23 protein-coding genes and 3 tRNA genes are annotated in these 25503 nt (G+C 38.1%); 5 read left to right on the top strand and 21 right to left on the bottom strand.

Annotated elements, in window-relative coordinates; genetic code table 11:
- Nucleotides 1–93: 93 nt before the first annotated feature.
- The 4 genes from ACPLVE_RS05945 to ACPLVE_RS05930 form a co-directional block, all read right to left on the bottom strand.
- Nucleotides 94–597 (bottom strand): rubrerythrin family protein, encoded by a 504-nt coding sequence (locus ACPLVE_RS05945; RefSeq protein WP_424610663.1) that lies wholly within the window; start codon nucleotides 595–597, stop codon nucleotides 94–96.
- Between the two features lie 126 nt (nucleotides 598–723).
- A tRNA-Tyr gene (locus ACPLVE_RS05940) sits at nucleotides 724–809 on the bottom strand.
- A gap of 22 nt (nucleotides 810–831) precedes the next feature.
- Nucleotides 832–907, bottom strand: a tRNA-Val gene (locus ACPLVE_RS05935).
- A 4-nt stretch (nucleotides 908–911) separates the two neighbouring features.
- Nucleotides 912–987: transfer RNA gene (locus tag ACPLVE_RS05930), tRNA-Pro, on the bottom strand.
- Between the two features lie 222 nt (nucleotides 988–1209).
- On the opposite strand from ACPLVE_RS05930, the gene ACPLVE_RS05925 reads away from it, so the two are divergent.
- On the top strand, nucleotides 1210–3576 hold the full coding sequence (locus ACPLVE_RS05925) for a phosphodiester glycosidase family protein (RefSeq protein ID WP_424610662.1): 2367 nt from the start codon (nucleotides 1210–1212) through the stop codon (nucleotides 3574–3576).
- 11 nt (nucleotides 3577–3587) lie between these two features.
- Here ACPLVE_RS05925 and ACPLVE_RS05920 read toward each other — a convergent pair whose 3' ends face one another.
- Complete coding sequence (locus ACPLVE_RS05920) at nucleotides 3588–4073, bottom strand: hypothetical protein (protein ID WP_424610661.1); 486 nt, start codon at nucleotides 4071–4073, stop codon at nucleotides 3588–3590.
- An 80-nt stretch (nucleotides 4074–4153) separates the two neighbouring features.
- On the opposite strand from ACPLVE_RS05920, the gene yyaC reads away from it, so the two are divergent.
- Nucleotides 4154–4675, top strand: coding sequence for a spore protease YyaC (gene yyaC / locus ACPLVE_RS05915; protein ID WP_424610660.1), 522 nt, complete (start codon nucleotides 4154–4156; stop codon nucleotides 4673–4675).
- On the opposite strand, the gene ACPLVE_RS05910 is transcribed toward yyaC, so the two are convergent.
- The 5 genes from ACPLVE_RS05910 to ACPLVE_RS05890 form a co-directional block, all read right to left on the bottom strand.
- Nucleotides 4667–6121: a Gmad2 immunoglobulin-like domain-containing protein gene (locus ACPLVE_RS05910; RefSeq protein WP_424610659.1), complete on the bottom strand. Its 1455-nt coding sequence runs from the start codon at nucleotides 6119–6121 to the stop codon at nucleotides 4667–4669. The genes yyaC and ACPLVE_RS05910 overlap by 9 nt on opposite strands.
- Before the next feature lie 104 nt (nucleotides 6122–6225).
- On the bottom strand, nucleotides 6226–7632 hold the full coding sequence (locus ACPLVE_RS05905) for an ATP-binding protein (RefSeq protein WP_424610658.1): 1407 nt from the start codon (nucleotides 7630–7632) through the stop codon (nucleotides 6226–6228).
- An 8-nt stretch (nucleotides 7633–7640) separates the two neighbouring features.
- Complete coding sequence (locus ACPLVE_RS05900) at nucleotides 7641–8318, bottom strand: response regulator transcription factor (protein ID WP_424610657.1); 678 nt, start codon at nucleotides 8316–8318, stop codon at nucleotides 7641–7643.
- Between the two features lie 54 nt (nucleotides 8319–8372).
- A complete protein-coding gene (locus ACPLVE_RS05895) occupies nucleotides 8373–9386 on the bottom strand; it encodes a LacI family DNA-binding transcriptional regulator (protein ID WP_424610656.1) in 1014 nt (337 codons plus the stop codon).
- A 308-nt stretch (nucleotides 9387–9694) separates the two neighbouring features.
- Nucleotides 9695–10522 (bottom strand): HAD family hydrolase, encoded by an 828-nt coding sequence (locus ACPLVE_RS05890; RefSeq protein WP_424610655.1) that lies wholly within the window; start codon nucleotides 10520–10522, stop codon nucleotides 9695–9697.
- 223 nt (nucleotides 10523–10745) lie between these two features.
- On the opposite strand from ACPLVE_RS05890, the gene ACPLVE_RS05885 reads away from it, so the two are divergent.
- Genes ACPLVE_RS05885 through ACPLVE_RS05875 form a run of 3 tightly spaced genes read left to right on the top strand, consistent with a single transcriptional unit; the run spans nucleotide 10746 to nucleotide 12656 of the window.
- Nucleotides 10746–11420, top strand: coding sequence for a DUF421 domain-containing protein (locus ACPLVE_RS05885; protein WP_424610654.1), 675 nt, complete (start codon nucleotides 10746–10748; stop codon nucleotides 11418–11420).
- A 1-nt stretch (nucleotide 11421) separates the two neighbouring features.
- The gene (locus tag ACPLVE_RS05880; protein ID WP_424610653.1) at nucleotides 11422–11805 is read left to right on the top strand and encodes a DUF4363 family protein; all 384 of its coding nucleotides are present in this window, start codon (nucleotides 11422–11424) and stop codon (nucleotides 11803–11805) included.
- 59 nt (nucleotides 11806–11864) lie between these two features.
- Nucleotides 11865–12656: a tRNA (adenine-N1)-methyltransferase gene (locus tag ACPLVE_RS05875; protein ID WP_424610652.1), complete on the top strand. Its 792-nt coding sequence runs from the start codon at nucleotides 11865–11867 to the stop codon at nucleotides 12654–12656.
- A 147-nt stretch (nucleotides 12657–12803) separates the two neighbouring features.
- Here ACPLVE_RS05875 and ACPLVE_RS05870 read toward each other — a convergent pair whose 3' ends face one another.
- From ACPLVE_RS05870 to ACPLVE_RS05820, 11 genes are all read right to left on the bottom strand, one after another.
- Nucleotides 12804–14729: an aconitate hydratase gene (locus ACPLVE_RS05870; RefSeq protein ID WP_424610651.1), complete on the bottom strand. Its 1926-nt coding sequence runs from the start codon at nucleotides 14727–14729 to the stop codon at nucleotides 12804–12806.
- Nucleotides 14730–14746: 17 nt separating this feature from the next.
- Entirely contained in the window at nucleotides 14747–15901 is a 1155-nt protein-coding gene (gene nifV / locus ACPLVE_RS05865) for a homocitrate synthase (protein WP_424610650.1), read from the bottom strand.
- 114 nt (nucleotides 15902–16015) lie between these two features.
- On the bottom strand, nucleotides 16016–16840 hold the full coding sequence (gene glcT, locus ACPLVE_RS05860; protein WP_424610649.1) for a glucose PTS transporter transcription antiterminator GlcT: 825 nt from the start codon (nucleotides 16838–16840) through the stop codon (nucleotides 16016–16018).
- Nucleotides 16841–16859: 19 nt separating this feature from the next.
- Nucleotides 16860–17345, bottom strand: coding sequence for a PTS sugar transporter subunit IIA (locus ACPLVE_RS05855; RefSeq protein WP_424610664.1), 486 nt, complete (start codon nucleotides 17343–17345; stop codon nucleotides 16860–16862).
- Nucleotides 17346–17412: 67 nt separating this feature from the next.
- Entirely contained in the window at nucleotides 17413–18804 is a 1392-nt protein-coding gene (nagE, locus tag ACPLVE_RS05850; protein ID WP_424610648.1) for an N-acetylglucosamine-specific PTS transporter subunit IIBC, read from the bottom strand.
- Nucleotides 18805–19010: 206 nt separating this feature from the next.
- Nucleotides 19011–19958 carry a hypothetical protein gene (locus ACPLVE_RS05845; protein ID WP_424610647.1) on the bottom strand — a complete coding sequence of 316 codons (948 nt, stop codon included), beginning with the start codon at nucleotides 19956–19958 and terminating at the stop codon, nucleotides 19011–19013.
- Between the two features lie 122 nt (nucleotides 19959–20080).
- The gene (locus tag ACPLVE_RS05840) at nucleotides 20081–21727 is read right to left on the bottom strand and encodes a methyl-accepting chemotaxis protein (RefSeq protein WP_424610646.1); all 1647 of its coding nucleotides are present in this window, start codon (nucleotides 21725–21727) and stop codon (nucleotides 20081–20083) included.
- Between the two features lie 104 nt (nucleotides 21728–21831).
- Nucleotides 21832–23127 (bottom strand): pyrimidine-nucleoside phosphorylase, encoded by a 1296-nt coding sequence (locus ACPLVE_RS05835; protein WP_424610645.1) that lies wholly within the window; start codon nucleotides 23125–23127, stop codon nucleotides 21832–21834.
- A 4-nt stretch (nucleotides 23128–23131) separates the two neighbouring features.
- The gene (locus ACPLVE_RS05830; protein WP_424610644.1) at nucleotides 23132–24313 is read right to left on the bottom strand and encodes a phosphopentomutase; all 1182 of its coding nucleotides are present in this window, start codon (nucleotides 24311–24313) and stop codon (nucleotides 23132–23134) included.
- Between the two features lie 33 nt (nucleotides 24314–24346).
- Nucleotides 24347–24754: a cytidine deaminase gene (locus ACPLVE_RS05825; protein WP_424610643.1), complete on the bottom strand. Its 408-nt coding sequence runs from the start codon at nucleotides 24752–24754 to the stop codon at nucleotides 24347–24349.
- 14 nt (nucleotides 24755–24768) lie between these two features.
- Nucleotides 24769–25494: a GntR family transcriptional regulator gene (locus tag ACPLVE_RS05820; RefSeq protein ID WP_424610642.1), complete on the bottom strand. Its 726-nt coding sequence runs from the start codon at nucleotides 25492–25494 to the stop codon at nucleotides 24769–24771.
- Between the last annotated feature and the right edge of the window lie 9 nt (nucleotides 25495–25503).

Genomic DNA, 25503 nt, shown 5'->3' with positions numbered 1-25503 from the left:
TTTAGTTACCGCTTTGACAACAAGTCGCATTTACACACAAAATGCCACTTCTTTAAGTTTGTCAACAGCCTGAAGCGCGCTAAAAAGCGCACTTTAAAAGGCTACAAATTTTTCTTTTGGCACTCCGCAGATAGGACATTTTTCTGGAAGCACGTCTACTGATGTATATCCACATACAGGACATATGTACACTTTAGAAATTTTTAAGTCTTCCCCTTTTAATGCTGCCTCTTTTGCCTCAGCATAAAGTTTTGCATGTATCTTTTCTGCCTCAATAGCATAATGAATGCTTTTTTTGGCCCCCGACTCCTGCTGAAGTTCTGCAACAGCGTTATACGCAGGATACATCTCTTCAACTTCAAAAGTCTCCCCTTCAATTGCCTTATCCAGGTTCTTTACTGTATCTCCTACTTCCCCCAGCGCCTTATAGTGATTGGTAGCATGTACTAGCTCTGCATAGGAAATAGCCCGAAAAAGTTTGGCAATATTAGGCTTACCTTCCTTTTCTGCCACATCAGCAAAAATTTGATATCTCATGTGAGCCTGACTTTCTCCTGCGTAAGCATCCAGTAAGTTTCTTTTTGTCATCTCTCTCATAAAAATTCCCCCTTGCAAAAATTTATCATCAAAAAATGGATTTCTAAAAAATATTATACTACTTTCATCTTCGAAGTCAATGAGCCAAAATAAAAAAGACCTTAAAAGGTCTCACAAAATAAAAAATGGTGGAGGGAGATGGATTTGAACCATCGAAGGCATACGCCAGCAGATTTACAGTCTGCCCCCTTTGGCCGCTTGGGTATCCCTCCACGCTTCTATTTAGTTTAGAAATGGTGGTCGCGATAGGACTCGAACCTATGACCCCCTGCTTGTAAGGCAGGTGCTCTCCCAGCTGAGCTACACGACCACACTGGTCGGGATGGGGGGACTTGAACCCCCGACCCCATGCTCCCAAAGCACGTGCGCTACCAGCTGCGCTACATCCCGACCGCAGTAGCAAAATAAATTATAATAAAAAATTCGAATTTAAACAACAGGTATAAAACCTGAAAAATAGCTGTTTTCTTCGGTTATACTCGTTTATTCTCCGTATTTTTAAAGAATGCGCCAAATTTAATTAAATCTTAATATTTGTGTAACACGGCTGTAATATAGTCGTGGTATAATCCTCCTGTAAAAGAAAATATAATCAACAAAGGAGGAAGAAAATTGAAATTGTCTTCAAAAAGATTAGCCGCTTTTTTCGCATTTTTATTAATATTTTTTGTATCTTTAGCAGAAGTTACAAATGCCGCCTACAAAATTCTGGATCAAAAACAAGAAACAGAGGTAATTTCACGAGGAGTTACTCATACACATCTTCTTTACTTTACAGACGAAGGTTTTATAAACATAAATGTTTTAAAAATTGACTTAGAAAACCCTTACGTGGACCTTTCCACCATTTTTAGCCCTTTCGGCATAAAAGAGAGAATGTCTATACGGGAACTGGCAAACTCTTATGGAGCCGTTGCCGCCATAAACGGAGATTTCTTTGATCCAAAAACAGGATTTGTCATAGGAGCTACGGTCAAAGATGGAAATCTAATAACCGATCCTGCTTCAAATGGAAAAATGGCAACTTTTTATATTGACAAAACAGGCACACCCTATATAGATTACTGGGCAAAAAATATGTCAATAACTTTGCCTGATGGAACCACTATACCCATCGCCGCGATAAATAAAATAAGCAGTACTTTTCAGTACATGGTAATGTATACCAGAGACTGGTATGGATTTTCTCCAGGTGCTAACGAAAATGTGCCACAGCTTGTAGAGGTAGTATTAGATCAAAGCGATACCGTGTTAGAGGTTCGTCTGGGACAGCCTCCCAGTGAAATACCTGAAGGAGGATATATTCTAGCTGCATCAGGTGATATAGGTAATCTCCTTCTTAAACTCAATCCGGGAGACAAAATTCAAAAAAACATAACAACTAATCCTCCCTTTCAGGACATAAAAATGGCTGTAAGCGGTGGAACAATACTGTTAAAAGAGGGAAAAATATACCCTTTTACTCACGAGATAAAGGGATATGCCGCCAGAACATCAATCGGTTATACAAAGGACAAAAAGTATATATTTATGGTTACAGTGGATGGTCCTCCTTACAGAGGTATGACTCAAGAGGAACTGGCAAACCTAATGCTTTCATTAGGAGCACATGAAGCTTTAAACTTAGATGGAGGCGGTTCTACACAGATGGCTATAAGACCCCTAGGAGAATCAAAAACTGTACTTTACAATTACTCTCCTAATTCTTATGAAAGAAAGGTTCCAAATGGAATTGCTGTTTTAAACACGGCACCTCCAGGAAATCTTTACGGGATCAAATTAGAGGTAGAAGATGAAAAAATATTCAAGGGACTTCATCGGTTAATAAAAGTAAAAGGATATGATGAAAACCTCAATCCTGTGACTTTAGACCCAAATGAAATCCAATTTTCTGTAACAGGAATTGACGGAAAATTTGAAGGAAACTATTTCCTTCCATTGAACGCAGGAAAAGGGTTTATTACTGCAAGAATAGGCGCTATATCTTCTACTTTGGAAGTAAATGTTTTAGAAAATCCTGTTATATTAGAATTTGAACCCTCTACAATAGAGATAGACAAGAGCCAAAAAACTAAGATAAAACTTTTCGGCAAAGATGCAAAAGGATATAGAGCTCTGATAGACCCTATAGATATAGAATACCAAATCTATGGTAATGCAGGCACTATAAATACGCTAGGCACCTTTACATCTGCCAATTTTGATTCAAGCGGTGCAATAATGGCAAAAGTTCTGGATAAAATTGCTTTTCTTACCGTCAAAGTAGGAGAAGGATCTTATTTTGATTATTCTACTTTAAAGCCTCAGGAGGAGTTTTCTCAATACGATCCAGCCAACAGAGAAATTACTGTTAATGACACGGATAATTCTTTTAGATTCATGGTCTTTGGTGACACTAAGTATAATACCCTTTTAAAACTTCAAATCTCTCTAAAAGCTGTTGAAATCGCCAACAAAGAATATAAATTAGCGGTATTTCTGGGAGACATAAACGAAAGGGCCCTGGCTAACCTGAAAACAAAATACATTGCTGTAGGAGAAAAATATCAAAGATACGATTACGGAAACTCCACGTTCATAGTCTTAAACAACAAAAATGGGACTTTTGTAAAACCAGATCCAGACCAATGGGTATGGTTTAAAGATCAACTTAATAAAATACAAAAAGACAATCTTTTTATACTATTACCTAGACCTATATGGGGAGAGGAAGGACTTAACGATAAAAAAGAAGCAAAGCTATTTGAAGAGACTTTAAAAGAATTTTACAGGAATACAAGTAAAAATATATGGATAATATCAAATGGAAATAAAAAATTTTACACCATTTTGGAAGATGGTATAAGATATACAGAAACATATGGAGTGAATGCCATCGGTACTGATATATACAATGATTTTGGGTTTCTTTCTGTAATGGTAAACGGAAAAGAAATATATTACAAATTTAAACCTGTCATAAATCCCCCTTCCAATTGAGGGGGGATTTGTTATTTAACTGCAAAGTATTTTTTAGCCAGCTTCAATATATATTCTATCTCATCATGCCCCAGCTTTTCACTTAAAATCGCCAATATTTTACCCTTTCCTTTCTCATCCATTTCCTTTTCTATAATTTCGGATATCTCTTTTATCTTATCGTCCCCTAACTTATTTAGAATACTTTCTACCTTTTTTCTATCTTCCAAATCAAGGTTTTTTAAAATCCCCTCCAGCTCATATATTTTTACGTCTTTTTTAGCAATCTGCCTTGCCGTTAGTTCTTTTTTTATCAAAGCAACTTCTTCTATTTCCCAATCTCTCTCTGAAGGGAAAAATTTCGCCTCTTCTTTATGTACCGAAATATTCTCTTCAATATTCTCTTCCTTTTTCAAATTCTCCGGTTCTTTAAAAGGTTTTTCCCACATAAATATTGTAATAGCAATCAAAAGAGACAGCATAAAAGCCCATACTACCGCTTTTTTAAAGAAAACCATCGAAATACCTCCCGAATCTTTTGGATATATCTATTATTCCCCGCTATTTTAATATTAATTCAAAGTAAAGGAGGAAATGGATGGAGGAATTAAGAATTAAATATGATGAAGAGAGAGCACCTATTCAAATAGCGGATTTTCTCTCTCACCACCTTATCCCGGAATCAATTTTTTTATGCATAGGTACAGACAGGTTTATAACCGATTCTTTAGGCCCTATAGTTGGAAGCCTAATATTAAAAGCACTTCCTCCCATTTACTACGTATATGGCACTCTAAAAAATCCCGTACACGCTGCAAATCTTGAAGAAAATTTACAATACATAAAAAAGAAGCATCCTTACAGCAAAATAATTGCCGTGGACGCTTCTTTAGGAGAGAAAGAAAACATAGGGAAAATACTCATAAAACCTTCTCCTATATATCCTGGAAAAGGGGTGGGAAAAAACCTTCCTCCTGTAGGCAATCTTTCTATAGTAGGAATAGTAGAGAGCTTGACATCTAGAAGACTTAATTCCGCAAGGTTAGGATTTATATATGAAATTGCAGAGACCATAGCTACAGGAATAATAATGGCTTCCCACAAAAAAATGTTATTTTAAAGTAACAGGTATAGATACAAGGTTTTGAATCGATCCATCCTGTGGACTTATTGAAAACACCTGTAAAAGGCCATTCCTTGGTTCTCCTAAGGGTTTATAAGTAATAACAGCTTCAAAATCTCCCCAAGAAGGAGCTGCATTGTTTGCCTGAACAAAACTCTCATTGAGCACATTTCCTCTGCTATCTACAAGCCTTATATTTACTCCTCCTTCGGTTACCCTGGCTTTCCCTATCACTTTAAAAGGGCTCGACAAAACATCATTTTTCGATGGAGAAAGAACTTTTATATTGGGTTCATAAGGAATTGGACTTATATCAAATATTATTACGGCTCTAGCTTCTTTATCCTTAGTAAGTATTATCCCAAGTTCATCCCCTACTTTGATTTTATTTATTCCGACATCTCTTTCGGCATACTTTACACCAGAATCAGGGTTATAACTCACTTTAGCCATAAAATGAATCACTGCATCTGGCAGAATTTTTATATCCGGGCCGACTTCATTCCTCAAATCTTGTGCATCTTGATATTCCCTTTCTATTGTAACTATACGGGCTTCATAATCGATATTCTTTACTTTGCCGTATATGAAGGACTCTCCCCTCGTAGGGTCTGCCTCCTTAATAGGGGTAAAAAGAGGCAAAACTCTATCGATAACCCAGATATAATTACTGCCTTTGCCAAAAGGCTGTACAAGGTTTACCTGATATACCTTACCATCATGAATAACTTCTGCAACAGCCGTACCCGAAAATTCTTCTTTCAAGGTTATTTCATCCTGAGGCCCAATGCCAACGATTCCTCCCTCTCTTCTCAGCACTTGGAGAGGGTCGAACCTCCAGGCTTCCTTTCCAAAATCGGCCCTTTCCTGCATCTTTTTTATTTTCTCTGGACTGTAGTATACCTCTCCTACTATCATCGTCCTTTTAAGAGGATCAAGACCTATCTTGTACTTTCCTATCTGATCCACTTTATTGCCTTCGACAAGTATCTGTACATTGTTTACCCCAGGAATCTCTGTTAAAGTATTAACTAATGCCGCTACCCTTAATTTGTCTATTTTTTCCTCCGATCCTTCCTGCAAAAATTCCTTAGAAAAATTCACGAATACCGTATCTGCCTGCATATCTATGGACAAAAGCTTTGTACCTGTTGGAAACACTGGAGAAGCGTATTCTTCACTCGGCCCCTTTAAAATTTCAATCACAATCTGTTTCAGCACATCTGCATCTTTGGGTATAAACCGTTTTTCCATCGTAAGACTATTCTGTTTATCATTTAAAAAGTAAAGAGTCACTTCCCTGCCGTGGACATTTGCAACCTCCTGTTCTAAAGGCTTAGGATTTATAGGCGGATTATCATCTTTAGCACTTAAACTTTTAGTACATCCAGTAACTGATAAAATTAAAAACAACAATAAAACGCCTAAAAAAAATTTCTTCACCCTTCCCCACCTCTTTTATATCTTTTCCCTCTCTCTTTAACTATATATTAACACTTTTTGAAACAAAAAATATTAAAAAAACATAAACAATTTCTTAAAAAAAGTTAATATCTTTTACCTTTGCTTTTTGGAAGTTCTATCTCAAAAGTAGTTCCCTCCCCTACTTTGCTTTTGACATTTACCCTTCCTTCGTGCATGTCTATTATTTCCTTGGCAATGGCAAGGCCTAATCCAAAACCTCCGCTCTTTTTGGACCTTGCTGTATCTCCTCTAGCAAATCTGTCAAAAATCTTCGGAAGGACTTCATCGCTTATTCCAATTCCATTATCGCTTATAGTAAGGTATACTTTTTCTTCATCCTCATACAGCCCAACAATCACGTATCCCCCTTCATGAGTATACTTTATCCCATTTTCTACAATATTGTACACCATTCTGTAAAACCTATCAGGGTCAATTTCTGCGAAAATTCTCCCTTTACCATTAAAAGAAAGGTTTACCCCCTTTGAACGAGCAAGAGGCACAAGGCTTTCCACTACCTCTTCAATAATTTCAGAGACTTCCACTTTTTTTATGCGGGGCGACTTTATCTTGTCGAGCCGCGCAAGCTCTAGGAGGTCATTTACAAGCTTGGTCATCCTGTCTATTTCCCCATTAACGTCCTTTAAAATCTCCTTATAGAAAGAAATATCCTGATTTCTGCTATTTATAAGGGATTCAATTAAAGCTTTTACAGAAGCAAGAGGTGTTTTTAATTCATGAGAAGCATCTGATACAAATCTCTTCCTCTCTTCGTCCAGCTTCATGAGGCTAAAGCTCATCTTATTGAAGGCATTTGCCAATTTTCCAATCTCATCTTTGCTTTTTACATCCACTTTATAGTCCAGTTTACCCTGCGACAAAATGTTGGCAGCCTCTGTCAACCTTTTCAACGGATTTGTTATAAAAGAAGCAATCCCAAGGCTTACGATGCCTATAAGCACTCCAATTGCCGAAAAAGTGTATATCATTCTATACTTTATGGAATCTAAAAGTTCAATAACATTGTCTATAGAAGAAGAAATTAGTATAGCACCTACTATCTTGTTTTTCGAAGTGACAGGTACAGCAGCATACATCGCCCATCCCACGCCGTTTATGTTATGAATACTTGTGGAACTCTTACCGTTCAAGGCCTCTTTTATATCTGGATAAGACAACAAATTCTTTCCCTCAAAATCTTTAGAAGGAGCTGAGTCAACAATAACCTTTCCATCAGTATTTGTGAATAGAATCCGGGCATTTATCTGTTTTGCATATTCTGATATAGTAGGTTCAATGAGATATGAAGAGGGAGTCCCAACAAACCGTGAAACAAAATTAGAGACCATATTAGCCTGCACTAAATTATTTATTTTCACATTATCTAAATAACTTTTTTCTATATAACTGTAAAGATAAAATCCCGTAACGGCTAGAGAAGTCACCATCACTATGAGGTATAGATAAAAAATCTTCCACCTTAAGCTCATTATATCACCTATTTCATGTAATATCCTGCTCCCCACTTGGTGAAGATATACTGGGGATTAGCAGGGTCTTCTTCTAACTTCTCTCTAATCTTTCTTATATGAACAGCGACTGTGTTAGCATCACCGTAAAAATCATCTCCCCAAACAAGGTCTAAAAGCTCATCCTTTTTATAGACCTTTCCGGGATTGGAAGCCAAAAGGACAAGAAGTTCAAATTCCTTATTTGTCAGTTCTATCTTTTTACCCTTTTTATAAACCGCCCTTTGAGGTACGTTTATATATAAGTCACCTCTTCTTATCTCCTCCTTTTTTTTCACATAGGGATTTGAAGCTCTCCTTAACAGGGCTTTTATTCTAGCAATAAGCTCCCGAGTATTAAAGGGTTTTGCCAGGTAGTCATCTGCACCTATCTCTATTCCAACAATCCTATCTATATCGTCTCCCCTTGCAGTGAGCATTATTATTGGGATGTTTGAAAATCTCCTGATTTCTCTGCAAACAGTAAAACCGTCTATCTTGGGAAGCATTATGTCCAAAATCACAAGGTCATAATTTCCTTCCCTGACTTTTTCAAGGCCTTCTTCTCCATCGTAAGCCGCATCTACTAAAAATCCTTCTTCTTCTAAAGAAAGTTTTAGCCCCTTAACAAACATCTCCTCATCATCTACAATTAGCAATCTCTCCATGAATTTCACCTCCCAACTTTTACTATACCATAAAATTGGATAAAAAAAATAGCCTCATCGGCTACTTGCTTCTTTAAATCCTGTAGATTCCCTTACAATAAGCTGATGAGGCAGTATAACATGCATTTCATCTATAGGCTCTTTACCCAAAAGCTTTGTCAAAAGCCTCATGGCCACAGCTCCTATGTCGTAAGCCGGCTGCAGTATTGTGGTTATTGTGGGTCTGAATATGGTGGAAATATAGGTATTGTCAAATCCAACCACATGTATGTCATCAGGCACTTTTAAATTTGAATCGAATATCGCGTTGATAGCAGCAGCAGCCATATCATCTGAAGCTGCAAATACAGCCGTCACATTGTGCTCTAAAAGTTTAAGCATTGCAAGATATGCTTTCCTTGTCTTAAATTCTCCCTCTACCACTAACTCAGGGTCATACTTTATGCCATGTTCCTCTAAAGCCCTCTTATAGCCCTCTATCCTTTGAAGGCCTGCTATCGGGTCCTGCATCGAACCCGCAATCATTCCTATTCTCTTGTGTCCAAGAGAAATTAAGTATTTTACTGCATCATAAGCTGCTTTTTCATTGTCAATCATTACACTTGGAAATCTTTTCTCTTTGTCCTGCGTCCCCGCCAACACTACAGGCACTTTAAACTCGTTAAAAACCTGAATAACACTGTCCCTTACCATATCCCCCATGAATATGATGCCATCTACTTGTTTCTCACCAAGAATTTCTATATATTTTATCTCTTTGTCTTCCTTCTGATCTGTATTGCAGAGAAAGATATTATAATTATACATAGCTGCCACATCTTCTATCCCCCTCACTACCTCGGGATAGAAGGTGCTCGATATGTCAGGTATGATAAGACCAATAGTGTGAGTTTTTTGAATCTTTAGGCTCCTTGCAAGAGCATTAGGTTTATATCCTGTCTTTTTTATTGCTTCTAAAACCCTCTGCCGCGTCTCTTCAGTCACAACAGCACTGTTATTTAAGACTCTTGAAACAGTGGCAATGGAAACTTTCGCCTCTCTCGCTACATCCTTTATAGTCGCACCCATTCTTATCACTCCCAAGTTTAATCGTTTTCGCCTTTATGTTATTTTACTTGTTCTTAGAGATTTTGTCAATAGATTTTTCAATTTTTTTCATTCATTTTCATGAATTTTTTTGAAGGTTCTTCGTACAAAGAAGAATTCAAATCTAAAAAAATAGGTAAAAAAGAAAGCATGCAGTATAACACCCCAACAAATATTATTGTCAAATAAATAAATTTTATAACCATATCTTCCATAATTTATCACCCAAGGATAAAAAAATATATTACCGCCCTGCGGTAATATATCATATTCCATGGATAAAGTTTTTGTTACTGTACGGCTACTGTTTTCCTGTTAAGAAAAAACTTATCTATGACATGAGCTACTCCATCCTCATCGTTTGAAAAAGTGACAAAAGAAGCCTTTATTTTGACTATATCAGGTGCGTTACCCATTGCAACCCCCAACCCAGCATATTCTATCATAGAAAGGTCATTCAAATTGTCACCAATAGCTACTACCTCTTCTCTCTTTATGTTGTACATATTCGCAAGAGTTTTTAAAGCATTTCCTTTGCTTACTCCCTTGGCATTTATCTCTAAATGACCGCCTCCGGAAGTAGAAATTGTAAGCTTTTTTGCAATTTCATCATACATTTTAGTATTAAGAGAAATTGGATCTTTTAAGTCATTTAGGGCATATATCTTGGCTGTCACACTACAAGTATCCAAGAGAAACTCCACTAGATCTCCTACAGGATTAACTTTTATGTTGTTATTAAAAGAGATATACCATTCAACTCTATCGGTAATCTCTTCTACATAAAGTTCATCGTCAATATAAAGATTAACGTGGTATCCATTTTCTTTTAAAAGCTTTATAGCAAAGACAGCATCTTCTGAAGGAATGGGATTGTAATAGTACACCTTCTTCGTGTACACATCTTTTATAAGAGCACCATTATATGAAATAACAGGAGCATTTATTTTAAGCTCCAAAGCGTAGGGCAAGATAGAGGAAAACATACGACCTGTAGCTATTGTAAAAATGACTCCCCTCGATATCACCTCTCTCACAACTTCTTTAGTTCGATCAGAAATCTCAGAATTGCTGTTTAGCAAACTTCCATCTGCATCACTGACAAGAAGTTTGTACATCCCTCTTCAACCCCTATTCTTTTATCTATCCCTCATCTATATTATAACAGTTTGTAAATTTACATTCTATATCATAATTTGTTATAAAACGTTACCACTGAAAATTTTACATTGCGAAAAAAATTTTAACGAATTTTCTTACCATAAAATGAAGTAAATGTAAGTGAATATTTCTGAAAAATGCCATAAATACTATATATGAAAAGGAGGAAAGGGTGAAAACATGCTGATTCTTTTTTTCCGCACATTAATCTTATATGCTCTAGTGGTAATATTTATGAGAATTTCTGGAAAACAACAGATAGGGCAGCTTCAGCCTTATGAACTTGTAGTTGCGATAATGATAGCAGATTTAGTAGCAATACCAATGCAAAACAAAGGAATTCCTCTTGTCGCTGGTATAATACCTGTACTCACCCTTTTAATATCCCAACTCATCCTATCTTATATTTCTATGAAGAGCCTAAGAGCTAGAGCTATAATATGTGGCACGCCTACAATTCTGATTGAAAAAGGCAAAATTTTAACTTCTCAGCTCCAAAAAGAAAGGTATAGCATAAATGACTTACTGGAAGAACTAAGGATAAAAGGATATCCAAATGTGGCAGATGTAGAATATGCTATCTTAGAAACAAATGGAAGTTTAAGTGTAATACCGAAAAGCGATAAGAGACCTGTAACACCAAAAGATTTGAATATAACCCCCCAATATGAGGGACTCCCCCTTCCCATAATAATAGATGGCAGAATCATGCATCAAAACATGCAAAAGGCAGGTATTGACCTTCCATGGCTTGAGGACCAACTCAAAATATGGAATATAAAAGATTTAAAAGAAGTATTATTTGCATCCATTGATCCCAATGGAATACTGTCAGTGTATAAAAAGGAGGGATAGGATGCGGTATGTAATTCCACTTGTGATATTTCTTTTGATGTTTATAATTTTTTTAGACATAATGTCAATTAAATATTTAGAAAGCACTTCACAGAAAATTGAACGGATTCTCGCAATGGCTGAAGAAAGTATAAAAAAGGGAGACTGGGAAAAAGCAAAACTTTTAGTAGAAAAAAGCGAAAGCGAATGGAAAAAAATAGATAAAAAGTGGGCTCTCTTAGTAGAACACAGGGAAATAGATGAAATTGAAATAAACATGGAAAAGCTCAAAAGCTTTGTGGAATCTAAAAATAAAGACCACAGTATGGCACAACTTAAAACAGTGAAAATGCTTCTTAAATACGTACCAGAAAATGAAAAGCCCACTCTCGAGAATATATTCTAATTATATTTTATGTTATAATATAAACATGCAACCCTTTGAAGAAATAAGGGGGGAAAAACGTGACATCAGTACACAACAAGCGCATCATAATTGGCCCTGGCAATTTTAAAAAAGTAATAGACATAACCTCATCCGGAAAAGTGGGCCTCCCAAAAGGGCAGGTAGACATTAACTTTTTAGCCACTCTTACACCCGGCACAAGCTTTGAAATTCAAGGCGAAAAATACTACATCCTGGAATGCGATACTTTTGATTATATCATGTACTCTTTAAAAAGACACACCCAAATTGTATATCCAAAAGAAGGAAGCTATATCGCCATGCGACTAGATATCTTCCCGGGCAAAAGAGTTGGAGAAGCTGGAACCGGTTCCGGTGCTTTTACCGTTTATCTCTCAAGGCTGGTAGGTCCTCATGGAAGAGTCTATACCTATGAACAAAGAGAGGAATTTTTTAATCTCGCTCGAAAAAACATAGAGGAATTCTCTGAATTTGACAATGTGGTAATGCACAATAAATCCATAAATGAAGGTATAGAAGAAAGAGAACTAGACGCATTTTTTTTAGATGTTAGAAAACCTTGGGAAGTGTTAGAACAAATAAGCGTAGCTTTAAAGCTTGGCGGGCATTTAGGAATATTAGTCCCGACCACAAATCAAGTTTCAGAAGCGCTTGTAGCATTAGAAAAAAGCGGATTTTATACCATTGAAGTCAGTGAAATCTTACTTAGAAAGTACAAAATAAACCCTGAAAGGCTAAGGCCAGAAGACCTCATGATAGGGCACACAGGATATTTAATCTTCGCAAGAAAAATATCAGACATAGGGGACGGTTCCTCTCATCTGATTTAAAAAATAGGTACCCCGTTGGTGAGGTACCTCAGTTTGTTGATAAATTTTTCTTAACTTAAAGGGGCATTTCGTGTTAATGCTTATAAGGTGTATTTACACACGAAATGCCCCTTTCTCTCTTTTTTAATAAATTAATTAGCAAAACACCTATTTTGTCCTGTTCTTGCTCTTTACATAATTTATCATTCCACCTGCAATGAGGATTTCTCGATTTCTATCAGAAACTTCCAGTTTAACCTCAAAGCTTTTTCCTTTAGTCAAATTCTTTACAATGATGTTTCCCCCACTTCTCACCTGCTCCACTGCATTCTCTATCTTTAGTACATCTCCCATATCAATATCTTCATAGTCCTCTTCCCTTACAAAAGTAAGAGGAAGAATCCCGCTGTTTATCAGGTTTGCCTTGTGTATCCTTGCAAAAGACTTGGCTATGACCGCCTTAACCCCCAAGTAAAGAGGCGCCAAAGCTGCATGTTCGCGGCTTGAACCCTGACCATAGTTATGCCCTCCTACAATTATCCCCCCACCCCATTCAACCGCTCTTTTTGAGAAATTTTCGTCTATTATTTCAAAACAATGTTTCGAAAGCTCTGGTATATTAGACCTCAAAGGAAGGAGTCTAGCATTTGAAGGCATTATGTGGTCTGTTGTAATGTCATCTCCTACCTTTATCAACACCTTCTTTTCTATATCGGAAAGGGGCGTATTCAATGGGAATGGCTTTATATTTGGCCCTTTTATCACTTCTACGTTTTTCCCATCCTCTGGCGGCTTTACAATCATATTGTCATTTACTTCAAATCTCTCAACAAGTGGCACATAAGGTGGTTCTCCCAGTTCTCTAGGGTCAATGAGATACCCTGTAAGCGCGGCTGCCGCCGCTACTTCCGGACTTGCCAAATAAACATACGCAGATTTTGTACCACTTCTTCCATAGAAATTTCTATTAAAAGTCCTCACAGAAACGGCGCCTGTAGCAGGAGCTTGCCCCATTCCTATGCAGGGCCCACAAGCACTTTCAAGTATTCTCGCTCCAGCCGCTATAAGGTCTGCTAAAGCACCATTCTTCGCAAGCATAGTCAAAACCTGCCTAGAACCTGGTGCAATTACAAGGCTCACATGTTCTGGTATAGTTTTCCCTTTTAAAATAGAAGCGACTTTCATCAAATCCATATAAGAAGAATTGGTGCAGGACCCTATCGCCACCTGATCTACCCTGGGCCTTCCAGCATCTTTCACTTTGACCACATTGTCCGGGCTGTGAGGAAGTGCCACCATGGGCTCCAATTCAGAAAGGTCTATTTCTATGACTTCATCATATTCCGCATCTTCATCCGCACTCAAAGGCACAAATACATTTTCTCTACCCTGAGCCTTTAAAAATTCGTAAGTCCTTTCATCAGAAGGAAAAATGGATGTAGTCGCTCCCAATTCTGCACCCATATTCGCTATTGTAGCCCTTTCTGGCACTGAGAGAGTCTTTACTCCATCCCCTGAATATTCAAAGATTTTACCTATGCCTCCTTTTACAGTAAGCCTTCTTAAAAGCTCTAGTATCACATCTTTTGCCGAAACCCATGGACTTAATTTACCTTTAAGCCTCACATTTACAATAGCAGGCATTATAATTCTATAAGGCTCTCCTGCCATTGCCAAAGCCACATCGAGTCCTCCTGCTCCTATCGCCAGCATCCCCAACCCACCAGCAGTGGGCGTATGACTGTCTGAACCCAAAAGGGTTTTCCCTGGCACTCCAAATCTTTCAAGGTGAACCTGGTGACATATTCCATTTCCCGGCCTTGAAAAGTATATTCCGTACCTTGCAGCAACTGTCTGTAGGTATTTGTGGTCGTCAGCATTTTCCGGCCCCTGCTGCAAAGTATTGTGGTCAACATAAGAGACAGAAAGTTCTGTCTTTACTCTATCTATTCCCAAAGCCTCAAGCTGAAGGTAAGCCATTGTTCCAGTAGAGTCCTGTGTAAGAGTTTGGTCTATTTTTATCGCTATTTCTTCTCCTTTTGCTATTTTTCCTTCCACAAGATGCGCTAAAAGTATTTTCTGCGTCAAATTCATCCTCTTCACTCCTATTTTTAGATTGCTTTGGCTTTCCCTTTCACAATCACATCTTCATAAAGGTACATTAGCTCCTTATCAAATAAAGGCCTCTTTAATTGAATCGCCATTTTTCTAACATGAGGGAGCAGCAAATTAGCCTCCTCTTCAGTTAAAACTCTCCCGTACTCTTTAAACTTGTTTATTAAAGCCGCAGTGCCAGAATGTTTTCCTATCACTATCTGCCTCTCAAGGCCTACTTCATGAGGGTCAAACACTTCATAAGTATAGGGATTCTTAAGAGCTCCATCCACGTGAATTCCTGACTCATGGGCAAACACGTTTTTACCTACAATAGCCTTAGAAGGAGGTAGTGGTCTACCTGATGCTAAAGCTACATACTCGGATATCTCTCTAAAGCGGCTGGTGTCAATACCTAAATCCATTTTGTACACATACTTTAACGCCATGACTACCTCTTCTAAAGCCGCATTTCCAGCTCTCTCCCCTAGTCCATTAACTGTAACCCCCACAAATTTAGCTCCAGCCTTAACTCCTGCAAGAGCGTTTGCCGTAGCCATACCAAAATCATTATGGGTATGCATTTCAATCTCAATATCTACTGCATCTTTAATGGCTTTTACCATTTCATAGGTTTTGAAAGGATCCAAAAAACCTACAGTGTCGCAAAATCTTAATCTATCTGCCCCTGCTTGTTTTGCACACCTTGCAAACTCAATCAAAAAGTCCATATCACTCCTGGAAGCGTCTTCCGCATTAACAGAAACATAAACGCCTTCTTTTTTAGCAAATCTCACCGCTTCTGTCATGCTGTCCAATACCCATTGCCTTGTCTTTTTCAACTTGTGCTCTATGTGAATGTCTGATGTAGAAATAGAAATGGCCACTGCATCTACACCGCACTCAAGAGATTCCTGAACGTCTTTTACAACCGCTCTGTTCCATGCCATTATACTAGCCTTTAATCCTAATTTTGCAATCTTAGCTACCGTTTCCTTTTCATCTCCTCCCATCGTGGGAATGCCAACTTCCAGCTGGTCTATGCCAATCTCATCTAACATTTGCGCAATTCTGATTTTTTCGTTATTTGCAAATACAACACCTGCAGTTTGCTCACCATCCCTTAAAGTAGTGTCAACAATGTAAACAGGTTTGTCTTTTTTGAAAGCCATATATGATCCCCCTTCAAATACTCTTTTACATCCTATTTTACAAAGAAGCTTTATCAAAGTCAATAGCATTTTGCAATTTTTATTATAAAAAATTGCAGCTCCCAAACTATTTTTTCAGTTTGGGAGCAAACGTTGAATATGAATTGCAAGATAACCTTTTTCTTCTTCCGGAACTTCTTTCCCCAGTTCCTTTTCAATTTCATTAGCCACTTCTTCAGCAATCCTATAAGCTTTCTTGAATTTCCTCTTTATTGTGGGAAGAAGTTCATTTGCAACCTCCATCCCTTTGGCTACTCTATCCACAGCAAACCTCAAGTGAGTAACCAGCCTCAGGTAATCCAGAGAATCTCTGTCTATTTTCCTTGAGAGATTTTTCTCTATTATTGATACCAACAAAGAAACCAATCTAGTGTTTTTTAATGTCACAGAAAGTCCTGCATTTTCTACAGCGGCATGGAGGTGCAACGCTATAAAGCCTGCCTCATCCTCTGGCAGATAAACTCCTAACCTTTCTCTCACCATTTCTAAAGCTTTTTCAGCAACAGCAAAGTCTTCTTTGTACAAAGCTTTTATTTCGGCTATAAACGGATTCTTAATGTCTATACCCATGCCTATTCTCTCGATAGCAAAAGCAAGGTGATCAGCTAAAGCGATGTGAACATGTTCGTTTAATTTTTTGCCTTTTATTTTTTCCGCCATCGCAATTATTTCTTCAGAAATACCAACAACATCAGTTCTTACTTTTTCCATCAAGTCAGAAAACTTAATTTTATTTTCTGTATCTTTTACATAAAACACTTTTTCTACGCTTTCTTCCTTTATTAAATCTCCTTGCCTTTTCGCAAATCCAATCCCCTTTCCGACCAGTATGCACTCAACACCATTTTTGTCATGGGCCATGCACACATTATTATTAAGCACCTTAACTACCCTATACATCCCCATACCCCTCTTTTTTCTATTTAAGGTACACTCTCATCACTCTGCTTTCTCCCGCTTTAACCTCTTTTAAGTCTTCCACTTTTTCAATTTTATCAACTATATCGCCGTTAGTAATTATAACAGGCGAAGTCAACGGATGTTTTTCCTTTACCTTTTCTATGTCAAAAGCTATCAATTTATCACCTATTTTTACTCTATCTCCTTCTGACACAAAACTTTCAAAACCATCCCCCTTCATCTCTACTGTGTCCATACCTATGTGGATGAGTATTTCCAAACCTTCCTTTGTTTTGATTCCCAAAGCATGTTTTGTTGGAAAAAGCTGTATAATGGTACCTTCTACCGGTGAGAGAACTTCTCCTTTCATAGGTTCTATCGCAATGCCATCCCCCACCATTTTTTCTGCAAAAACAGGATCTGGTACTTCTTCAATTTTTACTAACTTTCCATCCATAGGTGAATACACATCTACATATTTTTTCTTTTTAAAGAGTCCAAACATCACTACCATCCCTTTCTCCATTTTCTAAAACTTTGATGGCGGCCCCCATCGGCCGCCAGAATTGTCATTAAGATTTTTTCTTCATGTACTTTTTCATTTCTTGAGCAATCAAATCCGCTTTAGTACCCACAATAACTTGAAGGGCGTTTTTGCCCATTCTCATTACACCAGTTGCACCTAATTTCTTTAACTTTTCGTCATCTATTATTGTATCGTCTTTTACAGCAAGACGCAACCTGGTAATGCAGGCTTCTAAAGATTCTATATTATCAGATCCCCCCAATACCTCCACATACTGTGCTGCTACATCACTTATTTCTGATTTAGACATGTCTTTGTATTGGTCTTGGGCCTCTTCCTCTAGTCTTCCAGGTGTTGGTAAATTGAATCTGGTTATGGCATAGTAGAATATCACATAGTACAAACCTCCATAAATAACACCTATTGCCAAAAGGAGTAAGGGTTTTGTAGCTATTCCATAGCTTAAAATGTAGTCAATGAGTCCTGCTGAAAAGCCAAATCCATCTTTTATCCCGAGCACGTAAGTTATAGCGAGTGAAAGACCCGTTAAAAGGGCATGTATCACATAAAGTACGGGCGCTAAAAACATGAAAGAAAATTCAATGGGTTCTGTAATACCTGTTAAGAAAGATGTCAAAGCGGCACTTATGAAAACTCCTGACACAGCTTTCTTCTGGTCTGGTTTAGCCGCCGCCCACATAGCCAATGCTGCTGCCGGGAGTCCAAACATCATTATCGGGTAAAAGCCTGCCATAAAAATTCCTGCCGTTGGATCTCCTGCAAAGAATCTGTTTAAATCGCCTGTCACAATTTTACCAGCAGGCGTCTTAAAGGTCCCAAACACAAACCACACAAGGCTGTTTATAACGTGATGCAGTCCAAAAGGAATCAGCAATCTGTTCAATACTCCATATACGAATACTCCCAAAGCTCCTGCTCCTATAATCCATTCACCTACGGCATAGATGCCATTCTGTATAGGCGGCCATACATATCCCATTATGAGAGCTAGTATAATAGCTGCAAATGCTGTGACAATAGGTACAAACCTTTTTCCACCAAAAAATCCTAAGAAATCCGGTAACTTTGTATCATGGTACCTATTATAAAGGTATCCAGCTATTATACCCATTAAGATACCGCCTAAAACTCCCATGTTTATATCTTTGTTTATTGTAGTAGCTCCTTTTGTCAATACGAAATACCCTACAGCTGCTGCTAAAGCCGCTACTCCATCGCCTTCTGCAAAACCTATAGCAATACCAACAGCAAATATTAAAGGCAAATTATCAAATACCGCTGCACCTGCCTGCATGATGAATGGAATATTAAAAACATCAGGCGCACCAAGTCTTAAAAGCAAAGCTGCTGCAGGCAATACAGCCACTGGAAGCATTAACGCTTTACCTAGTTTCTGAAGGCTTCCCAGCCATTTCATATAATACCCTCCTTTTAATTTATTTTCAGGCATTAAAACAAAAGAGCCGGCAAGGCCCTCTTGACCTTTACCGGCTCATGCCTGCTTACGCAGTAACACGCCGCATAGTATTCGTTTTCGCTTTTATTATACCCTTTGTATTAAACTTTGTCAATAACCGTTTTTTTGCATTTAAAAGACTTTTTTAAAACCAGGTAAAAAGGTCTTCACTTGTTCAGTGAATAAGCCATTCTCCTGTAAGTATGCCTTACCCCTCTTATAGCTATGGAAAGAGCCATTATATTTTCTGGAAACGCAACTCCTGAATACCCTGCATCGCCTATGTGCTGTATATCTGCCCCTGCCATTTTAGATTGAATAGCTATATACTCTATTACGCTTTTTTGAGCTCCCTCCTGGGAGGTACCTATGGCAGTCATTGCCAGTGCACCTTCTTCATGGATGGCATCAATCTGCTTTTTAGCGAGATCTAAATCAATACCAGGAACAGTACCAGGAGCTGGAATTAGCACGCAATCTGCACCGGCCTTTACAAAATCTCTTAAAACTTTGTCATCGTATATATTGCCTGAACCTGCCCCATGCATTTTTCCCGCCACAATCATCAATTTGTCTCCTAAAATTTTTTTGGCTAGTTCTATCCCCTGTATTACAGTAGTCTCATTGACACCTGTATTAGGATTTCCTGTAATTACTACATAGTCAAAACCGTATTCTTCCGCCCTCTCCAGATTCTCTCTTGTAAGCTTCCTGCCTTCAACATATTTTATTCCTTCAGGCACTGGTTCTAAATTAACCCCAATAAACCTTCCCACAATCTTCTTTAACTTTTTTACATATTCTTTGTCCTCAGCATTTTTCAAGGCGATTTCTTCCATCATACTTAAAACACTAACTCCCTCCGAAAGATTTATTCCGATATCGTCTATGCCGAAGATAAAAGGTCTTTGGAAATCAAAAAGATTTAATGTAATCATGTCGCTTCCAAAAGCTGCAGCTAATTCCAAATTAGAAACCCCGTAAATAAGCGGTGGAACTGTCACTACAGTTTCGGCCATTACCGTCCTTCCTTCTGAACTTTTAATTGTTTCGATTAGAGTATTTTTCCCCATACCCTCAATATCTTTTAATGTAAGCTCAAAGATTCTTTTCACAATCCCCACTCCCTTTTATTTAAATTAAAAGCTGGCAAGGATCTCCCTGCCAGCTCATGCCCTTTTTAAGGTAACACGCTGTCTAATAAAATTTTAACCTATGTGTATAATAAATGTCAACTTTAAAGCTGCAAAGCAATGTTGGAAATTTTTTGCATGTTTTCTTCCTGGGTCTTCGCATATCTTACTTGCTCTTTTATGCTTTCAAGATTTTTTAAATTATTCTCATTTACTTCATTTATTTCTGAAAGCAGCTGTTCTGAGGAAGCAAGTAGTTCTTCCACCTGTCCAGAAATGTTTTGAGAGGCTTCCATCACGCTTTTTACAGCTTCCAATGCCTGATTAGAGCTTAAAGCCGTCTCCTCTGCAGCAACAGATATCTCACTTATAATATCAGCCATTTGTTCAAACCCTTCTTTTGTACTTTCAAAAATTTCTAATACCCTATTAACATCCTGTGAAGCCTTTACAGATTCGTTTATGTTTTCTATGACATTTTCTACCGTTTCTTTTGTAAACAAAGTTAAAGGCTCGATTATCTCACTTATCTTGTCAACACTTTCCCTCGATTGAGAAGCCAATTTTCTTATCTCCTCCGCTACAACCGCGAATCCTCTTCCATTCTCGCCAGCCCTTGCTGCCTCGATCGCTGCATTCAATGCTAAAAGATTCGTCTGTTCAGCTATATTAGAAATTGAGTAAAGTATATTTTTAATTCCACTCATTTTCTCTTCCAACTCATTAAGTTGCCATGACACCTGTTTAGAAATCTCGAGCTTTGTCTCAAGCCCTTTAATCAACTGTTTTATTTCTTCTCCCTGTTTTGATACTGTACCCTCCATTTCCTTTATCTTTGTCATGGCTTCATTCATGTCCTTCATCAACTTATCCGAAACCCTTGACAAAGATTCGCTTACTTCGGAAACTTTATTCATGGAATCAGCTACGTCAGTTACACTTTCAGCAATCACATTTATTCCATTCACAAGCTCCTCTAAACCTTTCCTGGAAGAATCTATATTCCTCGCGCTCTCCTCAGATTTTTCTTGAACATAAGAAGCGTACCTCACAACTTCTTCCGAATGTTTTTCAGCATTCAAAATTTCCGAATTGATAAACTCAGCATATTTCTTCAATTTCCTTATAATTGAAATAGCGTATACAAAAAGTATGAGTAAAATAACTCCACTTATAGCAAGTGACACATAAAAATTTTTCTTGTTATCCTGTATTATTTTATTAAAATATGGCAAAAAACCCTGAGAATATGTAGAACTAAAGTCATTCAAAGCACTTTGAAGATGATTAAGATGATAGCTCACCATTGTAATTTTATCGCTGTCCTCAGCAGGATTATACTTTTCCGGAAGATCTGATATAACTTTTTTTAAGTCTTCGACTGCTTGTTTTATGTTTGATAGATTCTTGTTTAGCGAATCGTACACTTTAGTATTTTTATAATCGCTCAAACTGTTCTGAATATTATTCACATACGTCTCAATAGAAGTTAAAGGAGAACCAACAGAAAAGTTTGTAACATTGCCATTTATATACTCATTTAGGGTTTCTTGAATGTTTCCGCTTAATACAGCTATTTGCACCTGGGCACTTGACACATTGATAACCTGATTTACTACATAGGTTCTCAGCCTTTCAATACTGTTAAGGGTATTTATAAGACCTAAATTCACTATAAAAGATAAAAACAGCATCAACATACCAATTACCACAAAAGATCGTACTATCTGTGCTCTGATGGTTTTTCCCATTAAGCTCTCTCCCCTTTATGTAGAGTCTTTCAAAAGTTCCTATTTATTTATCGGTTTAAACCGAAAAATTTTTAATAAAAAATGAGGGGATTATGCCCCCCAACTTATTCGTATATTAAAACTGGTCTTTCTACTGGTTCATCTGAAAGCAAAATGTATTTCTTTATCTCTTCAAGTGCCCAGTCCGCCTTGCTTTCGTCATTAGCGTATATAGTAGCAATAGGTTCACCTTTTTTAACTATTTCTCCAACTTTTCCGCCCAGCATTATTCCAACTGCTAAATCGATCTTGTCTTCTTTTTTCTCCCTTCCTGCTCCCAATTTCATTGCCAAGAGCCCCAAATCCAGTGCCATCTGGTCTTTTATATATACATCCCTGTCAGCAAGCCACGGCCTCACATATTTAGCCTGTGGTAAAAGGGACGGATCATCTACTACTCTGTCGTCCCCTCCTTGTGCTCTTATGAACTCTTTAAATTTCTGAAGTGCTTTACCACTTTCTAGGGCATCTTTTAATTTGGCTCTCGCTTCGCTATCATCTTTGGCAATCCCCGCAATCTGCAGCATATCCGAACCTAATAACATGCAGACCTCCAGAAGGTCTTGCGACCCATGACCTTTTAATACCTGTATGGCCTCCAAAACTTCAAGAGCGTTACCTATAGCAAGTCCAAGAGGGTAATCCATATTAGTAACATGGGCTACCGTCTTCCTACCAACGGAATTTCCAATATCAACCATTAGCTTGGCAAGCTTCTTGGCGCTATCTAGATCTTTCATAAATGCTCCTCTTCCTACTTTCACGTCAAGTACGATTCCGTCAGCTCCTGCCGCAATTTTTTTACTCATGATAGAACTTGCTATAAGAGGAATAGAATCTACAGTTGCAGTAACATCTCTTAAAGCGTACAATTTTTTGTCGGCAGGAGTCAAATTTTTTGTCTGACCGATAATTGCAATTCCGTATTTATTCACATTATCAATAAATTCCTCTTCAGAAAGCTCTACTCTCATTCCAGGTATGGATTCCAGCTTATCTATCGTTCCTCCAGTATGCCCTAAACCTCTTCCCGACATCTTGGCAACAGGCGCTCCGCAAGCAGCTACCATGGGGGCCAACACTAAAGTAGTAGTATCCGCCACTCCACCAGTTGAATGTTTATCCACTTTTATTCCTTTTATTCTAGATAAATCAAGTACATCGCCAGAGTAAGCCATTGCCATTGTAAGGTCGGCAGTCTCCTCAGGAGTCATTCCTCTAAAATATATGGCCATCAAAAGAGCGCTTATCTGATAGTCAGGAATGTAGTCTTTTGTGTAGCCCGAGATTATAAAATCTATTTCCTCTTTGGTGAGTATACCGCCATCCCTCTTTTTCAGTATAAGGTCGTACATCCTCATGGATTTATACCCCCACTTTCAAAGGTAATTCCTTTAAAAAAGATGTCCCTGTATTAATAGCGCCAACACCAAAAAGCTCCGCTATTGTTGCTGCTACATCAGCATATGTTTCTCTTAGTCCAAGGTTTACACCCTTTTCCATAGAAGGACTATAGACTAAAAGAGGTACATATTCTCTCGTATGGTCTGTTCCCGGAGTTGTGGGATCGCAGCCATGGTCAGCAGTTATGATTAGTAAGTCCGTTTCTTTTAATTTTGCGATTATCTCGGGAAGTCTATCATCAAAATGTTTTAGAGCCTTTGCATATCCCTCGATATCATTTCTATGGCCATAGAGCATGTCAAAATCTACTAGATTGGTGAAAATGATTCCCTTTTTCACTATATCCATTGCATCGAGCGTAGCCGTAATACCTTCATCGTTATTTGCAGTATGGACACTTTCCGTAATACCCTGTCCTGCAAATATATCTTCTATCTTCCCTATAGCATAGACTGTATACCCCGCTTCTTTTAATATATCAAGTAAAGTAGCCCCAAAAGGTTTCAAGGAAAAATCCTTTCTATTGGGCGTCCTCACAAAATTGCCCGGCTCCCCTTTAAAAGGCCTTGCAATAACACGCCCTACGGCATGGTCTCCCTTTAATATTTCCCTGGCAATTTCACACATCCTGTAAAGTTCTTCTAAAGGTATCACTTCTTCGTGAGCAGCAATTTGAAAAACACTGTCAGCTGAAGTATAGACAATGGGATAGCCTGTCTTCATGTGCTCTTCCCCAAGTTCTTTTATTATCTCTGTGCCTGAAGCTGGTTTATTGCCTAAAACTTTTCTTCCAATTCTTCTTTCAAATTCTTCGATGATTTCCTCTGGAAAACCTTCAGGATAAACAGGAAAGGGCTTTTTTAGTATAAGCCCAGCAATCTCCCAGTGCCCCGTCGTAGTGTCCTTCCCAGCCGATTTTTCTGCCATTTTACCATAGGCACCTATAGCCTTGGGATTTGGCCTTACTGTCTTCAAAGGAATGATATTACCTAATCCCAATTTTTCCATCGTAGGAAGTTCAACTCCGGTCCTTTCTACCACATGCCCCAGAGTATTAGTCCCTTCGTCACCAAACTTGTATGCGTCTGGAAGCGCTCCTACTCCAACGCTATCCAGGACTATAAGTATAACTCTTTGCAGCATCTTATCACCTCTTTTGTTAGTATAGAATTATTATTAATTTTCCATATCTTTAGACGTGAAAGCTCCTGGCAATAAATCTTTTACAGTCATTATAGCATGGTCACCCTTCATATTGCTTAATATAACGACCATATCTTCTCCGCCGAGTTCCATCATAACTTGCCTGCAAGCACCACAAGGAGACACAGGTCCATCAGTATCAGCCACAACAGCAATAGCTTTAAGCTTCCTCTCTCCTGCACTGTAGGCATTGAACATGGCAACCCTCTCTGCGCATACGGTAAGGCCAAAAGATGCATTTTCAATGTTACACCCTTTATATATATTTCCATCTTCTGTGATTACGCAAGCCCCTACTTTAAAATTAGAGTAAGGAGCATAAGCATTTTCTCTTGCTTCTTTCGCAATTTCTATTAATTTTTGGTAATCTTTGTACTCCATTTTTTCACCTACTTTCACACTGTTCTTTTTCTAACTATATAAAAATCGAATTTAGAGGCATTAAAATAGTTTGATGACAGAAGAATAGGTGTGTTATTTTCGTCATAATGGACCTGCTCTAAAAGGAGGATAGAATCATTTTTGTCCATCATAAGCTTTTTCTCTACTACAGGGTCATGTTTTATAACCCTGATATTAGAAATGGCATAAGTAATCCTTATAGAATGCTCTGCCTCAAGGTAAGCAAAGATTGACTGTTCAAATCCTGTAAACGACTCTCCCACAATGCTTTCCGGCAATCTATCGATGCAGTAGACAACAGGGACATTATCGGCTGTTCTGATTCTTTCCACCTTGTATATCACATCTCCAGGCTTTATTCTCAAATGTTTTGCTTCATTCTCGGTTGCAGGAAGTTTATACACCGTAAAATCTTTTGTTCCTGGTACCATTCCCTGCCTTTCAATCAAAGTTGTAACACTAAAGAGTTCTTCCAAACCGCTTTTTATAAGGGGTTTTCTTCTCACAAAAGTGCCTACACCTTGCTGTTTTACAATTAGCCCTTCCTCTTCCAAAATTCTCATGGCCTCTCTTAAGGTAGCTCTGCTTATCCCAAACTGTTTTGCAAGTTGGGACTCAGAAGGAAGCTTGCTACCTTCCTTCCATTGTCCCGTCCTTATAAGTTCTTCCATCTTCTTCAAAGCAAGTTCGTAAAGCGGCTTCTTTTCAGGCAATAACATCGTTAAACG

The sequence above is a fragment of the Caldanaerobacter sp. genome (assembly GCF_049701115.1).
GTDB lineage: Bacteria > Bacillota > Thermoanaerobacteria > Thermoanaerobacterales > Thermoanaerobacteraceae > Thermoanaerobacter.
Note: the sequence above shows the minus strand (reverse complement) of the source record. Positions and strands in the feature narration are given on the sequence as shown.